At 64.8% G+C, this 15319-nt stretch carries 15 protein-coding genes and 1 pseudogene; 10 read left to right on the forward strand and 6 right to left on the reverse strand.

The window, feature by feature from the left end:
• Nucleotides 1–9 precede the first annotated feature (9 nt).
• From B4393_RS23330 to B4393_RS23355, 7 genes and pseudogenes are all read left to right on the forward strand, one after another.
• Nucleotides 10–1308: a dihydrolipoamide acetyltransferase family protein gene (locus B4393_RS23330; RefSeq protein WP_078336161.1), complete on the forward strand. Its 1299-nt coding sequence runs from the start codon at nucleotides 10–12 to the stop codon at nucleotides 1306–1308.
• A 46-nt stretch (nucleotides 1309–1354) separates the two neighbouring features.
• Nucleotides 1355–1441 (forward strand): annotated as a pseudogene (locus tag B4393_RS27360) (sensor domain-containing protein); the annotation flags it as partial.
• Entirely contained in the window at nucleotides 1441–2121 is a 681-nt protein-coding gene (locus B4393_RS23335) for a sensor domain-containing protein (protein WP_078336162.1), read from the forward strand. The pseudogene B4393_RS27360 and the gene B4393_RS23335, both read left to right, overlap by 1 nt.
• 78 nt (nucleotides 2122–2199) lie before the next feature.
• Complete coding sequence (locus tag B4393_RS23340; protein WP_078336163.1) at nucleotides 2200–2937, forward strand: SDR family NAD(P)-dependent oxidoreductase; 738 nt, start codon at nucleotides 2200–2202, stop codon at nucleotides 2935–2937.
• Entirely contained in the window at nucleotides 2934–3581 is a 648-nt protein-coding gene (locus B4393_RS23345) for a TetR/AcrR family transcriptional regulator (protein WP_078336164.1), read from the forward strand. The genes B4393_RS23340 and B4393_RS23345 overlap by 4 nt, the downstream gene beginning before the upstream one ends.
• Nucleotide 3582: 1 nt before the next feature.
• Nucleotides 3583–4872 carry an acyl-CoA dehydrogenase family protein gene (locus B4393_RS23350; RefSeq protein ID WP_078336165.1) on the forward strand — a complete coding sequence of 430 codons (1290 nt, stop codon included), beginning with the start codon at nucleotides 3583–3585 and terminating at the stop codon, nucleotides 4870–4872.
• A gap of 32 nt (nucleotides 4873–4904) precedes the next feature.
• Nucleotides 4905–5954: a phosphotransferase family protein gene (locus B4393_RS23355; RefSeq protein ID WP_078336204.1), complete on the forward strand. Its 1050-nt coding sequence runs from the start codon at nucleotides 4905–4907 to the stop codon at nucleotides 5952–5954.
• Here B4393_RS23355 and B4393_RS23360 read toward each other — a convergent pair.
• On the reverse strand, nucleotides 5944–7332 hold the full coding sequence (locus tag B4393_RS23360) for an amino acid permease (RefSeq protein WP_078336166.1): 1389 nt from the start codon (nucleotides 7330–7332) through the stop codon (nucleotides 5944–5946). The genes B4393_RS23355 and B4393_RS23360 overlap by 11 nt on opposite strands.
• 103 nt (nucleotides 7333–7435) lie before the next feature.
• Here B4393_RS23360 and B4393_RS23365 point away from each other — a divergent pair, with 103 nt between their 5' ends.
• On the forward strand, nucleotides 7436–8260 hold the full coding sequence (locus tag B4393_RS23365) for a TIGR03619 family F420-dependent LLM class oxidoreductase (protein WP_078336205.1): 825 nt from the start codon (nucleotides 7436–7438) through the stop codon (nucleotides 8258–8260).
• A 98-nt stretch (nucleotides 8261–8358) separates the two neighbouring features.
• Here the strand turns inward: B4393_RS23365 and B4393_RS23370 are convergent, their stop codons facing one another.
• From B4393_RS23370 to B4393_RS23390, 5 genes are all read right to left on the reverse strand, one after another.
• Nucleotides 8359–9450, reverse strand: a complete 1092-nt coding sequence (locus tag B4393_RS23370; protein ID WP_070939136.1) for an inositol-3-phosphate synthase — start codon at nucleotides 9448–9450, stop codon at nucleotides 8359–8361.
• A 29-nt stretch (nucleotides 9451–9479) separates the two neighbouring features.
• Nucleotides 9480–10025: a PadR family transcriptional regulator gene (locus B4393_RS23375; protein ID WP_070937707.1), complete on the reverse strand. Its 546-nt coding sequence runs from the start codon at nucleotides 10023–10025 to the stop codon at nucleotides 9480–9482.
• A 97-nt stretch (nucleotides 10026–10122) separates the two neighbouring features.
• On the reverse strand, nucleotides 10123–10989 hold the full coding sequence (locus tag B4393_RS23380; protein ID WP_078336167.1) for a DUF1707 SHOCT-like domain-containing protein: 867 nt from the start codon (nucleotides 10987–10989) through the stop codon (nucleotides 10123–10125).
• Between the two features lie 34 nt (nucleotides 10990–11023).
• Entirely contained in the window at nucleotides 11024–11809 is a 786-nt protein-coding gene (locus B4393_RS23385; RefSeq protein ID WP_078336168.1) for a DUF1707 SHOCT-like domain-containing protein, read from the reverse strand.
• Between the two features lie 25 nt (nucleotides 11810–11834).
• Nucleotides 11835–12290 carry a hypothetical protein gene (locus B4393_RS23390; protein WP_078336169.1) on the reverse strand — a complete coding sequence of 152 codons (456 nt, stop codon included), beginning with the start codon at nucleotides 12288–12290 and terminating at the stop codon, nucleotides 11835–11837.
• Nucleotides 12291–12420: 130 nt separating this feature from the next.
• Here B4393_RS23390 and B4393_RS23395 point away from each other — a divergent pair, with 130 nt between their 5' ends.
• On the forward strand, nucleotides 12421–12843 hold the full coding sequence (locus B4393_RS23395) for a DUF5318 family protein (protein WP_070937711.1): 423 nt from the start codon (nucleotides 12421–12423) through the stop codon (nucleotides 12841–12843).
• A gap of 19 nt (nucleotides 12844–12862) precedes the next feature.
• On the forward strand, nucleotides 12863–15241 hold the full coding sequence (locus B4393_RS23400) for a transglycosylase domain-containing protein (RefSeq protein ID WP_078336170.1): 2379 nt from the start codon (nucleotides 12863–12865) through the stop codon (nucleotides 15239–15241).
• Nucleotides 15242–15319 lie beyond the last annotated feature (78 nt).

The raw sequence follows: 15319 nt of genomic DNA on the forward strand, positions 1-15319 counted from the left end.
CCGAAATCCATGGCAGTCAAACAGTTTCTGCTCCCCGACCTCGGCGAGGGACTCACCGAAGCCGACCTGATCGCCTGGAAGGTGAAGGTCGGCGATGAGGTGAAGCTCAACCAGGTGCTCGCCGATGTGGAGACCGCCAAGGCGATGGTCGAGCTGCCGTCTCCCTTCGAGGGCACGGTGGTGGCCTTGCAGGCGGCGGAGAATTCCACCGTCGCGGTCGGTGCGCCGCTGATTTCGATCGAGGTGGCCGGCGCCGAGCCGGACGCTCCGGCCAATCTGGTGGGTTACGGCCCGTCGGAAACGAGCAGCCACACCCGTCGTCGGCGCCGTGCGGGAGCCGGAGCGGCCGCGCTTGCGCTGGTGGAAGAGGCAGCGGAGCCGGAGCCCGAAGTTGTTGAGCCCGCGGCTAAGGCACAGCCGGTACCGGAGAGGGCCCCTGCCAAGCCGTCGGTCCGCAAGCTCGCTGCCGAACTGGGCGTGACCCTCGAACTGATCAGCGGAACCGGCATCGGCGGCAGCATCACCCGACAGGATGTGGAGGCGTACACCCGGAGCCTCACCGCCCGCGCGCCACAGGCGGAGCCGGATGTCGTCGGCGCCGCGACTCCGGTCGTGGGCGGCGAGACGCGTATTCCGATCGCGGGGGTGCGCAAGCACACCGCCGCCGCCATGGTGCGCAGCGCCTTCACCGCACCGCATGTCACCGAGTTCCTCACCGTGGACATGACCGAGACGATGGGCCTGCTGGCAGAGTTGAGGGCGAAGTATCCCGATCTCAGGCTCACCCCGATGACGCTGGTGGCCCGGATGGTGCTGCTGGCGCTGCGGTCGCATCCGTCGCTGAATTCCACCTGGGATGAACAAGCCGGCGAGATCGTCGTGAAGCACTACGTGAATCTGGGTATCGCGGCGGCCACCGACCGGGGACTGGTGGTGCCGAATATCAAGAGCGCCAACACGATGTCGCTGCGCGAGCTGGCGACGGCGGTTGCGCAGCTGGTCGGCACCGCGCGCGACGGCAAGACCACGCCCGCCGATATGACCGGTGGCACGTTCACCCTCACCAATATCGGCGTGTTCGGTATCGATGCCGGAACGCCGATCATCAACCCGGGGGAGGCGGCGATCCTGGCCTTGGGCTCAGTGGCCAAGCGTCCCTGGGTGGTGGCCGGGGAGCTGGCGGTCCGCGATGTCACCACGTTGGCATTGTCCTTCGATCATCGACTGGTCGACGGCGAGCAGGGCTCGAAGTTCCTGGCGGATTTGGGTGCGATGGTCACCGATCCGCGCATGGCCCTGGTGGTGTAGCTTCACATTGAGCACCTCCCGATCGGGGTTGCCGGGACAGGGGATATCGCCGATATTCTGCGCCCATGGTTCCGACAACAAGGCGGGCGACGTGCTGGATCTTTTGACGCAGAAGCCATCGGGGCCGCGATAATGCGCTGGGCGCCAGTGATTTTGCTCAGTGCCGCCATGCTGTTGACCTCCTGCACGCAGGCGATCGCGGGCGACGCGACAGCCCCCGCCAAGACGGAGAAGCTGTATCCGATGTTGCCTCCCAGACAGGCAGACCTCGAAGGGCGATTGCTCTCGGCGCCGGATGTTCGTGCGGCGGCGGGTCTTACGGAGGTCAAGACGATCCCCGCGGTGGAGACGGTGCTCTCGACGGCCAATACCGTGTCCGATTGTGCGTACGGGTATTCGTTGGCCACACGCCAGCAGTACCTGAGCTTTAGCGCGGCGCGTATCCAGGCGTACTCCCAGTCGGTGGAAAGGGTTCGTAAGCACACCGTCGGTACCGCACTCGTCGTGTTCGAGACCGCCGACTCGGCTGGCCGGCAGTTCGAACAATTCGCCCAGCGCATGTCCCGCTGCGACGGGGTGCGTGGGGTGACTTCGGTCGGCAGTGCCAAGGAGGGCTGGGCCCTCAAGATCGTGCACAGCGGTAAGGACGAGGTGAACTGGACGCGCACTACCGACCATTCGCCATGGTCGTGCCGTTTGATGGCACGGCAACGCGCGAACTACGTCGCCTCGGTGATGTTCTGTCGTGTCGACCCGAATGAGGACAAGGCCGACGCGATGTTCAGCCTGCTGCTGGACAAGCTCGCTCGCTGATCGACGGCACCAGCCTCTTGCGCTATCGACGCACGGTCTTTAATGTATCGATCGCCACATTAATTGAGGAGGCATCGAATGCTGCAGGACAAGGTCGTCGTCGTCACCGGTGGAAGCCGCGGGTTGGGACGGGCCATGGTGCAGGCGTTCGCGGTCCATGGCGCGGACGTGGTGATCGCCAGCCGCAAGATTGATTCGTGTCATGAGCTGGCCGCCAAAGTGGAGGCGGAGCACGGGCGCCGCGCGCTCCCGGTCGCGTGCAATGTCAGCTCGTGGGAGCAGTGCGACGAGTTGGTCGACACCGTGTACCGCGAGTTCGGCCGCGTGGACGTGTTGGTGAACAACGCCGGGCTGTCCCCGCTGTACCCCAGCCTGGACCAGGTGTCGGAGGCGTTGTTCGACAAGGTCATCGGGGTCAATCTGAAGGGCCCGTTCCGGCTGTCGGCGTCGATCGCCACCAAGATGGCCGCGGGAGCCGGTGGTTCGATCATCAACATCAGCTCCATCGAAGCGGTGCGACCCGATGCGACGGCGCTGCCCTACGCGGCGGCCAAGGCGGGTTTGAACGCGTTGACCCTGGGTCTGTCGCACACGTTTGGGCCGACCGTGCGCGCCAACACAATTCAGTGCGGGCTGTTCAACACCGATATCGCCGCGGCCTGGCCGGAGGGATTCGCGGAGGGGTTGATTCCGAGTATTCCGCTGCGGCGCGTGGGCGAGCCGGAGGACATCGTGGGTGCGGCGCTGTATCTCGCGAGCGAGGCATCGGCCTACTGCACGGGAACGACGATCCGTTTGGACGGCGGCATCCTGTGACGGAGGCCGGCGCCAAACCGCGCCGTGGCCGCCCGCCCGCATCCGACGGTGACGCCGCGGCGACCCGCCGGCGGATTATGGACGTGGCGACGGAACTCTTCGCGGAGAAAGGGTTTCACGCCACGGGCGTGGCCGAAATAGGTTCCGCGGCCGGCGTGCGCGGCGGCGCGCTGTACTACCACATCGGATCCAAGGAAGAACTTCTCTGGGAGATCCTGCGTAGCTATATCGACGAGATGCTCACCGAGGCCGTGCATATCGCCAACATGAACACCGAGCCGGCCAAGCGCCTGCGCACGCTGATCGGCTCCTACGTCATCCTCATCGTCAAATATCGCAAGCAGGTTTCCATCCAGGTGCGCGATGGTTCCGCACTGACCGGCGGGCGCGCCGCGGAACTGCAGGGCTTGCGCGACGAGCTGCAGCGCTGCTGGCAGCGTGTTTTCGATGAGGGACACGAGACCGGGACGTTTCGCACGGCCGATCACGTGGTCACCAACGCGGTCCTGGGAATGCTGAACATGGTGGCGGTCTGGTACCGCGCCGACGGCAAGAGCCCGGCACAGATCGCCAAGCGCATCGCCGACATGGTTTTAGACGGTGTCCAAACGAACAGTCCACACGAACCGACAGGAAGTGACTGACATGGCATGGGATTTCGAGACCGACCCTGAGTACCAGGAGCTACTGGACTGGGCTGATGAGTTCGTCCGCACGGAGGTCGAACCCCTCGATTACGTGTTCCCCAACCCGTACGACAAGTCCGACACAGCGGCCATGGACTACGTGCGCCCGTTGAAGGAAGAGGTCAAGCGCCGCGGCTTGTGGGCGTGCCACCTCGGGCCCGAGCTGGGCGGTCCGGGCTTCGGCCAGCTCAAACTGGCGCTGCTCAATGAGATTCTTGGCCGGTCGTCCTGGGCTCCTTCGATATTCGGATGCCAGGCGCCCGACACCGGCAACGCCGAGATTCTCGCGCACTATGGCACCGAAGCGCAGAAGGCCAAGTATCTGCAGCCGTTGATGGACGGCGATATCGGCTCCTGTTATGTCATGACCGAGCCGCAGGGCGGATCGGACCCGACGCTGTTCAAGACCACCGCCGTGCGTGACGGCGACGAGTGGATCCTCAACGGGGAGAAGTGGTTCAACTCCGAGGCGCGGCACGCCTCGTTCTGGATCGTCATGGCGGTCACCAATACCGACGTCAGCCCGTATCAAGGAATGTCGATGTTCATCGTCGACCCGAGTGCCCCCGGTGTCGAGATCGTCCGGAACATCACGGTGCACGGGTTCAGCGAGGACGAGGCCTACACCCGCTTCACCAACGCTCGGATTCCCGCCGAGAACATGTTGGGCGCCGAGGGCGGTGCGTTCGCCATCGCGCAGACCCGTCTCGGTGGTGGCCGCGTACACCACGCCATGCGCACGGTGGCCCAGGTACGCAAGGCATTCGACATGATGTGCGAGCGCGTCATCAGCCGGGAGGCTCGCGGGGGCACCATCGCCAAACTGCAGATGACACAGGAACGTATCGCCGACAGCTGGATCGAGATGGAATCCTTCCGGCTGCTGGTACTGCGCACGGCCTGGTTGATCGACAAGCACCAGGATTACCTGAAGGTGCGCAAGGACATTTCGGCGATCAAGGCCGCGATGCCGAAGGTGATGCACGATGTGGCGCAGCGCGCGCTGCATCTGCACGGCTCGCTGGGGGTGTCCGAGGAGATGCCGTTGGCCAAGATGTTCCTGTACTCAGAGGTGATGGGTCTGGTGGACGGACCGACCGAGGTGCACAAGGTCACCATCGCCAAGGAGGTGCTCAAGGACTACACCCCCTATGCGGGGCTCTTCCCGCCGAGTCACATTCCGGCGCTGACCGAAAAAGCGCGGGCCCATGTGGCAGCGCGGCTCGAGCACCGGGTGGGCAACTTCTGATGAGCGATTCGCGCGAAGAACGTCAGACGCAGTTGGCCGCGCCTGAGCATGTGGATCCGAAGAGTGTGGATTTCGAGGTTGTTTCGCGCTGGATGGACGAGCAGGGGCTTCCTCAGGGGGACATCGCTGGAGTGTCTCCCATATCCGGGGGCACCCAGAACATCATGGTGCGGTTCAGCCGCGGTGGGCGCGAGTACGTGCTCCGTCGGCCTCCGAAGCATCTGCGCGAAGCGAGTAACAATGTGATCCGCCGCGAGGCGCGGCTGTTGGGAGCGATACGGGGGCAAGGCGTTCCGGCACCGGAACTCATCGCGGCCTGCGCCGATGAGGCGGTGCTCGGCGGCGCGGTCTTCTACCTGATGGAGCCCGTCGACGGATTCAATGCCTCGGTCGCACTGCCGGAATTACACGCCGGCAGTGCGCAGATCCGCCATCAGATGGGGCTGGAGGCGGTCAGCGGTATCGCCGCCCTCGGCGCGCTGGACTATCACACGCTGGGACTTGACGGCTACGGAAATCCGGACGGTTTCCTGGAACGCCAGGTGCCGCGCTGGCTCAAGGAGCTCGACTCGTACGCCAAGCACGACGGGTACCCCGGTCCGGACATTCCGGGCCTGGAATCCGTGGCGAATTGGCTTGAGCGGCAACGGCCTTCGCAGTGGAAGCCGGGAATCATGCACGGCGATTTCCATCTGGCCAACATGATGTTCCGCAATGACGGCCCGCAGCTGGCCGCCATCGTGGACTGGGAGATGTCGACGATCGGTGACCCGCTGCTGGATCTGGGTTGGCTGCTGGCTACCTGGCCGTCCGAGGCCGACGACGCGTCGTTGGGTGGCGCGTTGGTTCAGGCCGGAAACCTGCCCACGCCGCAGGAACTCGTCGCACACTACGCGGAACGCACGGACCGGGATCTGAGCGCGATGGACTGGTACACGGTGCTGGCCTGCTTCAAGCTGGGAATCATCCTGGAGGGTACGCATGCCCGCGCATTCGCGGGGAAAGCACCTGTGGCGGTGGGGGATTACCTGCACGGCATGACGCTGCAGCTGTTCAAGCGTGCCGTGGCGATTACCGGGTAGCCGGTTCCTCACGCTGCGGCTGGCGCCGCTGCGTGAGCCGCAGCACCCCGAAGAGCAGCAGGATCACACCCCAGGACAGCAGGCTGGTCCACAGCTGCGTGCGGGTCTCGTCCTGGAAACCCATCGCCACCAGGATGGCGACGATTCCGATCGCGGTGAGGATCGTCAGCACCGGGAAGCCCCACATCTTGACTATCAGCTTCTCCTCGGGAGTTCGACGTCGCAGGATGAACTGCGAGACGACAATCATCAAGTACACGAACAGGATTACCGCGCCCGAGGAGTTGAGCAGGAACAGGAATACGGTGTGCTCGAAGAAGTACGCCAGGATGACGCAGACGAAGCCCACGAATGAGGACGCAAGAATCGCCTGCACCGGGACGCCGCGATTGCTGACCTTGAGCCAGCTGCGGGGCGCCTCGCCGCGGCCCGCGAGCACGAACAGCATTCGGGACGCGGTGTACATCGCCGAGTTCAAACACGACAGCACCGCGGTGAGCACCACGAATCGCATGATGTGATCGGCAGCCGGGATCCCCATCGTTTTGAAGGCGGTGACGTACGGCGAGGTTCCCAGTTCCGGGCTGTCCCAGGGCACGATGACCACGATCAGAAAAATCGATCCGACGAAGAAGATCGCCACCCGGTAGATCACCGAATTGGTGGCCTGGCTGATGGCTTTGGCGGGGTCCTTCGATTCGGCAGCGGCGATGGTGGCGATCTCGGCACCCACCATGGAGAAGATCACGATGACGATCGAGGAGAAGATCGCTCCCGGCCCGTGCGGCATGAAGCCGTGATGGGCGGTGAGATTGGAGAAGTCCATCCGCTTACCCGGCCACAGGCCGAAGGCGTAGCACGTGCCCGCGGCCAGAAATGCCACGATCGCAGCAACTTTCACGCTGGCGAACCAGTACTCGAACTCGCCATAGGAGCGCACCGAGAACAGGTTGGTCGCCGTCATGGCCAGCATCAGGAGCAGCGCCACCAGCCACAGCGGAGCTCGCGGTAACCAGTCCTGAATGAGCTTGCCGCCGGCCACCGCCTCGAACCCGACGACGATCACCCAGAAGTACCAGTAGAGCCAGCCGACCGAGAACCCCGCCCAGTCACCGAGGGCGCGGCGGCTGTAGTCGGCGAAGGAACCGGTGGACGGGTTGGCGACGGCCATCTCGCCGAGCATCCGCATCACCAAGACGATGAGCACGCCGGTAATGGCGTAGGTGAGAAACGCTGCGGGCCCGGCGGCCTGGATGGTCGCACCGGACCCGACGAACAGGCCGGCGCCGATGACGCCGCCGATCGCGATCATCGTCAGGTGGCGCTTCTGCAACGAGTGTTGCAGGCCTCCTTCGCTGGGCGCTGCCGTGTTGGCCATGCGATGCCTCTTTCAGCCGGGTAGGTCGATGTTGCACCCCGTAACCAGATCGTGCAGCGCGTTGCCCGGAATTTCGGGGGCGCACCGCGGGTTCCTGGAGGTCATGACGGGATTCGGTATCGCCACCACATCTGCCGACGGATATGTCTCGCCGGATGTGCTCGCCCGTGCGGTCGAGGAACGTGGATTCGAATGGCTGCTCTTCGACGACCACTCCTACTTCCCGGTGGACACACCCGATGAGATCGACGCCGAGTTTCGGGCGCGGCTGCCGTTGATCCGCGACTTGCCGGTGGTGTTGGCCTACGCGTTGTCCGCCACGCAGCGGCTCGTGGTCGGGTCTGGTGTTGCCCTGCTGCCGCAGCGCGATGTGCTGCACACCGCGAAAGCTGTTGCGACCCTGGCCACGCTGTCACACGATCGGGTGGTGCTCGGCGTGGGTGTCGGGTGGAATCTGGACGAGGTGCGCAACCACGGCGTCGACCCGTCGACGCGGGGTGCGGTACTGGACGAGCAGTTGGCTGCCCTGGGACTGCTCTGGGGTGAAGAAGTGGCCGAATTCCACGGCAAGCATGTTGATTTCGGTCCCGTCGTCGCGCGTCCGCGCCCGGCTGTGCCGATTCCGCTCCACATCGGTGGACCCAGCCGGGCGGCACAGTCGCGTGCGGTGCGGGTAGGGGAGGGTTGGCTGCCGTACGCGGGGACGTCCACACCCGAGGATGTGCGTCGGGCGCGCGACTGGTTCGCCGAGCAGGGGCGCGCTGATCTGCCGGTCACCGTGAGCGGGGTGCCGGGGGATCAGAAGCTCGCCGTCGAATATCGGGGTGCCGGTGCGGGACGGGTGCTTTTTCATCTCGATCCGGGACCGGAGGACGAGGTAGTCCGCGAGCTGGACCGGCTGGCGGGGCTCGCCGAACACCTGAGATAGCACCGAGGGCATACCGTACGCAGTCGTGCGTTTGGTATGCCCTCGGCGGGAACGACTTCCGGGTGACTAGCCCGGTTCGATGGTCTGCGCGTAGGCGCTCAGCCCTCGATGAACTGCTCCAGCTGAACGCGCGCGACATCGTCGGCGAGCTGCTTGGGCGGGCTCTTCATCAGGTAGGCCGAGGCCGGCAGGATCGGGCCACCGAGTCCACGGTCGAGGGCGATCTTCGCCGCACGCACCGCGTCGATGATGATGCCCGCCGAGTTGGGGGAGTCCCAGACCTCAAGCTTGTATTCCAGGTTCAGCGGCACGTCACCGAAGGCGCGGCCTTCCAAGCGGACATAAGCCCACTTGCGGTCGTCGAGCCACGCGACATAGTCGGACGGGCCGATGTGCACGTTCTTGTCGTACACCTTGTCGGCTAGCGAGCCGTTGAGGTTCGACGTCACGGCCTGGGTCTTGGACACCTTCTTGGACTCCAGGCGCTCACGCTCGAGCATGTTCTTGAAGTCCATGTTGCCGCCGACGTTGAGCTGGTAGGTGCGGTCCAGGGTGACACCGCGGTCCTCGAACAGCTTGGCCATCACGCGGTGGGTGATGGTGGCGCCCACCTGGCTCTTGATGTCGTCGCCCACGATCGGTACACCGGCATCCTCGAACTTCTTGGCCCACACGGGATCCGAGGCGATGAACACCGGCAGTGCGTTGACGAAGGCCACCTTGGCGTCGATGGCGCACTGGGCGTAGAACTTGTCGGCCTCTTCCGATCCCACCGGCAGGTAGGACACGAGGACGTCAACGTTGTTGTCCTTCAATACCTTCACGACGTCGACGGGCTCGGAGTCAGAGACCTCGATGGTGTCGGCGTAGTACTTACCGATGCCGTCCAGGGTCGGTCCGCGCTGCACGATCACATCGGTGGGCGGCACGTCGGCGATCTTGATGGTGTTGTTCTCCGAAGCCAGGATCGCCTCGGAGAGATCGAAGCCGACCTTCTTGGCGTCCACATCGAACGCGGCGACGAATTTCACGTCGCGCACGTGATACTGGCCGAACTTGACGTGCATCAGGCCGGGAACATTGGAGTTCTCGTCCGCGTCCTGGTAATACTGCACACCCTGGACCAGCGAGGACGCGCAGTTACCGACGCCGACGATGGCGACGCGCACCTCAGATGTGTTGTTGGACATGGACGGTTCTCCTTTACCGATGGACATACTTAACGCTCCTCGACCCGTGCCTGCGCGGTGCGCTCGGCGGCGATCAAGTCGTTGAGCCACTTCACTTCTCGTTCACTGGATTCCAGGCCAAGCTGGTGTAACTGCTTCGTATATCGGTCGAACGAACTGCTTGCCCGGGTGATGGCCTCGCGCAGACCTTCCCGGCGTTCCTCCACCTGACGGCGGCGGCCTTCGAGGATTCGCATCCGGGCCTCGGCCGGGGTGCGGTTGAAGAATGCCAGGTGCACACCGAAGCCGTCGTCGGTGTAGTTCTGAGGACCGGTGTCCGCCACCAGCTCGCTGAAGCGAGCGCGGCCGGCGGCCGTCATCTGGTAGACCCGCTTGCCGCGAAGCAGCACCGTGGCGCCCGCGGGCGCGGAGTCCTCTTCGATGAGCCCGTCGGCCTGCATGCGCCGCAGGGCCGGGTACAGCGAGCCGTAGGAGAAGGCCCGAAAGGCGCCCAGCAGGCCGGTCAGGCGCTTGCGCAGCTCGTAGCCGTGCATGGGTGACTCAAGCAGTAAGCCGAGAATGGCCAGTTCCAACATGAAGTCACCTCCCAACACCGTGTATGACGACGGAGCATCTCTCGTGCACCGATCGGGTCATAGTATCGCCGCGATATATGCGGGCGCCACACGGGGGTTATGACGGCGGGTGGAGCTTGGGATTGAGCCCCTGGGCGTCGACTGAGATGTAGCCGGATTCGTAGTTTCCACGGGAGGCGTAGATGTTGATCTTCAGACCGCCCTCCGCGGTGGGCCGGATGATCACGTGACTCGGTTCGCCCTTGTCGATCCCTAGGGTCTGCGCGGCGCCCCGGATGATGCCGAGGATCGCAGCCTGGTCGAATGCGCCGACGTCGCCCAGATTGTCGAACGAGCGCGGTCGGCGATCGGGATCGTTGAAATCGCCCTCGCGGTAGAGGTACGAAATCAGCCCCTTGGGTTCATCGGGGTCAGCACGTTCAATGATCGCGTACTCCGGGTAAAGGTCCAGCTCATACCCCGTTGAGTCACCGAATTTCTGATGGATACGGTCGATCAGCGTGGACAGCCCGGGGGCGCTGAAGATGTTCTTCTCGGCGGGCGCAGGTCGAGGGATCACGGTGGGAGCAATCCCGTCGTCAACCGGAGCCGTACCGGGACGGATGGCGCCGGGCGTGCCTGCAGGGCGTGGCGCGTCGGGAGTTCCCGATTCCCGCACCAGCAGCCCGATACCCAGGACAATCACGGCCGCAGTGAATGTCGCGATGGCAAGAAATGGTGCGCGTTGACGCCACGCCGAAGGTTTCTGCTCATGGGGGAGCGCGACGGGCGGGGTGTTCAGCTGCAGATCTGCCACCAGTGCGGAGAGATCGCCAAGGGATTTCGCGCTGGTCGCTGCGGCAACCCGTTCACGGTGTTCCTCCATGGACAGCTGGCCATCGCCCAGCGCGGTGTCGAGGGCTTGGCAGGTCGCGTCACGGTCGGAATCCTTGGCGCGGGTCTGGGCTGAAGGTCGCGTCGCCATGCGAGGAATGGTAGAGCGGCGGCGATCCTGGCGGTCAGGGTGCGGGCGCGACTTCTTTGGGCTCTCCGTTGCCCGCGACGACAACCCGTCCGGTGCGGTCCTTGTCCGAGACGGTGATGGTGATGTCGACGCCCTCGTCGCTGGGTCTGATCACCATGACAGTGCCGCCGTCACCCGCGGTGGGCACGTTCAGGGATTCGGGTGCACCGCGCAGAACGCCGACAATCTTGGCCGGATCGAACCTGCTCAGATCTCCGATGTGCACATTGCGCCAGGTGCCCGGCATCGCGCCGCCGTCGCGGAACCCGCCCTGATACGGATAGGTGATGGGCAGGTTCGGATCGGAGGCTTCGATACGGACCAACGACGCATTGTTGGCGCGCACCGTCAGCTCGATGCCGACGGTATCGCCGAACGTGACGCGCATCTGATCCAACAGCCCGGCCAGACCGGGCACGGAAAACAGTTTCGTCGGCGCGATCACTACCGGCGCGACGCCGTCGGCCGCAGCACCCGGGTCCGGTGGCGCCTGCCGCATCGCATAACCGCCAACCCCGGCCCCGATGGCGGCCGCGGCGACGGCGGTGACAACGATGGCCGGCCAGCGGCGGCGCGGCGGGCGTGGGGCGGGTGCCTCGATCGGCAAGGGAGAGATCTGCAGATCGGAGACGACGCCGTTGAGTTCGCCAAGGGTCTGTGCGTGCGTCGCTACGGCAATCCGCTGACGGTGTTCCTCCGAGGAGATCTGGCCATCGCCGAAGGCGGCGTCGAGTGCCTTGCAGGTGGCGTCTCGGTCAGAGTCCTTGGCACGGGTCGCCATGCGAGGAATCGTAGAGCGGCCGGGATCAGCCCCAGTACGCGAACTCGCAGACGGGGTTCGGCTCGTTCTTGAAGGACACCAGCATGTCGCCCATCATGATCGTGCAGCCGCTGGCGCCGGAACCGTCGGCGCGGACTTCGGAGTTGGCCTCTTCGACAACGTCGATGGTGTGCTCCCAGGGCAGCGGCACATTCTTTTCGACGTGTGCGGGTCCGCCGTTCTCTTTCCAGGTGACGGTGGCGGTCCCATTGCCAAGCACCTTCAGTACCGCGTTCCCGACAACCTTGCCGGTGCCCGTCACGCCAACCGGCACCGACGGGGTGACGGCGGGAGCCGCGCTCGGGACGGCGCGTCCCGATGACGTGGTCGTCGCGGTGGATGTCCCGGTGGCCGGGGTATCGGCGGACTTGCCGCATCCGGCCGCGATGACGGCGATGATCGCGAAGCCGGCAAGCACCGGCGATAGATGACGAGATGTCACGTTGCCCCCTCGGAATGACAGTCGCTCAATCGTAACGAGTCGAACGCGGGCAGAGTTCGGGTTTGCAAAGGACAGCCTGTCTGTGCGGCCCACGCTCTGTCGGCGCGTAATCGGACGTACTCTGGTTACCGTGCGATTGCAGAGACAGGTGGTGGATTACGCGCTCAAGCGGCGATCCCTGCTGGCAGAGGTCTATTCCGGGCGTACCGGGGTGACTGAAGTCTGCGACGCGAACCCTTACCTGCTCCGTGCGGCTAAATTTCATGGCAAGCCCAGCTCCGTGATGTGTCCCATCTGCCGCAAGGAGCAACTGACACTGGTGTCGTGGGTTTTCGGCGAACATTTGGGCGCGGTATCCGGATCGGCTCGTTCGGCCGAGGAACTGGTGATGCTCGCCACGAAGTACTCGGAGTTCGCTGTGCATGTTGTCGAGGTATGTCGGACCTGCAGTTGGAATCATTTGGTGAAGTCGTATGTCATGGGCGCCCTGCCGGCGCCGAAGGGGACCACCCCACGTCAGCGAACAACTCGGGCCCGGACGGCCAGTGAATAGGCAGATAGGTGACGGCGGCGTGGTTGACGAGCAGAATCCGGTAGCTCCCCACGACGGCCAGGATTCACCGCGCACCCCCAGCATGGACGATCGCCCGACCTCGATCCTGGACCCGGTCGAGGATTTGCCGCTGTACCGGCGCGACGATGACGCGGTGGCCGCGGCACGTGCGGCGCTGGAACGCGACGACGAGGGCATGGGGCATGAGCCGCCGCCACCTCCGGGTCCGCCCGGTACGACGGGTGGTTCGGCACGTCCGCCGCGGCGCCGTCGTAAGCGAAAGAGCAACGGCTGGAAGACCGTTCGCAATGTGATGATCGCGCTGGTGCTGCTGGCGATCGTGATTCCGCTGGCGACGTTTGCGCTCGCGTATTCGGTGGTGGACATTCCCAAGCCGGGTGATATCCGCACCAGCCAGGTGTCCACCATCCTGGCCAGCGATGGCACCACCGAGATCGCCAAAGTCGTTCCGCCGGAAGGTAATCGAGTCGATATCAAGATCGACCAGGTGCCCCAGCACGTGCGTGCTGCCGTGATGGCCGCCGAGGACCGCGATTTCTACGGCAACCCGGGCTTCTCTTTTTCGGGACTGCTGCGCGCGGTGAAGAACAACATGTTCGGCGGTGACACCCAGGGTGGGTCGACCATCACCCAGCAGTACGTGAAGAACGCGATGGTGGGTTCGCAGCGCGCCGGCCTGGGCGGTCTGACCCGTAAGGCCAAGGAGATCGTGATCTCCACCAAGATGTCGCAGTCCTGGTCCAAGGATCAGGTGATGGAGGCGTACCTCAACATCATCTACTTCGGGCGCGGTGCATACGGCATCTCGGCGGCATCGAAGGCCTACTTCGACAAGCCGGTCGAGCAGCTGACGGTGTCCGAGGGTGCGCTGCTGGCGGCGCTGATCCAGCGGCCTTCGCGGCTGGATCCCGCGGTGGATCTGCCGGAGTCGACGAATCGCTGGAACTGGGTGCTCGACGGCATGGTCACGATCGGCGCACTGTCCGCTCAGGATCGCGCCGGTCAGGTGTACCCGGCCACGGTGCCGCCCGAGCAGGCCGCGGCACAGAACGCGACCACGGGTCCCAACGGCCTCATCAAACGTCAGGTGATGGCAGAGCTCACCGATCTGTTCAACATCGACGAGCAGACGTTGAACACCGAGGGTTTGCAGATCACCACGACCATCGACACCAAGGCGCAGCAGGCCGCCGAGAATGCGGTCAACACCACCTTGCAGAGTGAGAACCCGGATCTGCGCACCGCGGTGGTGTCCATCGACCCGCGTTCGGGTGCGGTCAAGGCGTACTACGGCGGCTCCAACGCGCAGGGTCTGGACTATGCACAGCAGGGCCTGCAGACGGGTTCCTCATTCAAGGTGTTCGCCTTGGTGGCGGCGTTGCAGCAGGGCATCGGCCTGGGTTACCAGCTGGACAGCTCGGAGCTGACCTATCAGGGCATCACCATCAAGAACAGTGAAGACGCTTCGTGTGGAACATGTTCGGTGGCCGAGGCGCTCAAGCGCTCGCTGAACACCAGCTTCTACCGGCTGATGCTGAAGCTGAAGAACGGGCCCGACGATGTGGCCGCCGCCGCGCACAACGCCGGTATCGCCGAGAACTTCCCCGGCGTCGCGCACACCTTGTCCGAAGACGGGCAGGGCGGTCCGCCCAATAACGGTGTGGTGCTGGGCCAGTACCAGACCCGGGTGCTCGACATGGCCTCGGCGTACGCGACCCTGGCGGCTTCCGGTACCTACCGCAAGCCGCATTTCATCCAGAAGGTGGTGAACGCCGACGGTCAGGTGCTGTTCGACGCCGGCTCTTCCGATAACACGGGTGAGAAGCGCATCTCCGATGACGTTGCCAACAACGCCATCTCGGCGATGAAGCCGATTGCCGCCTACTCGCGTGGGCACGCGTTGGCCGGTGGACGGGAGTCGGCCGCCAAGACCGGTACCGCGCAGCTGGGCGACACCAAGGACAACAAGGACGCTTGGATGGTCGGCTTCACCCCGTCGCTCTCGACGGCGGTATGGGTCGGCACCGACGATGGCAAGCCGATCAAGACCAGTTGGGGCGGGCCGATTTACGGCTCCGGCCTGCCGTCGGACATCTGGCAGAAGACCATGAACGGCGCCCTGGACGGCACCCCCAAGGAGACCTTCCCGAAGCCAGGGCCGATCGGCGGTTACGCCGGTGTGCCCACGTACGTGCCGCCGCCACCGGTGCCCAACGGTCCGCCGGTGCCTGCGCCGGCAGGCGGCGGGGAAGTGACGGTCATCCAGCCCACCATCGAAATCGCGCCCGGTATCACCATTCCGGTGGGGCCGCCGACGACGGTTCCGGTTGGTCCGGCAGCGCCACCGGCGGGTGACGCACCACCGCCGGGGCAGTAGGCAGGTGCCGACAGAATCTCGGAGCCGCGTAGCCGGCGACATTCAGTCTGAGAGCCGCGTGGCCGACGAGCTTGAGCG

Origin of the sequence: Mycobacteroides franklinii, assembly GCF_002013895.1 — a bacterium.
Lineage (GTDB): Bacteria > Actinomycetota > Actinomycetes > Mycobacteriales > Mycobacteriaceae > Mycobacterium > Mycobacterium franklinii.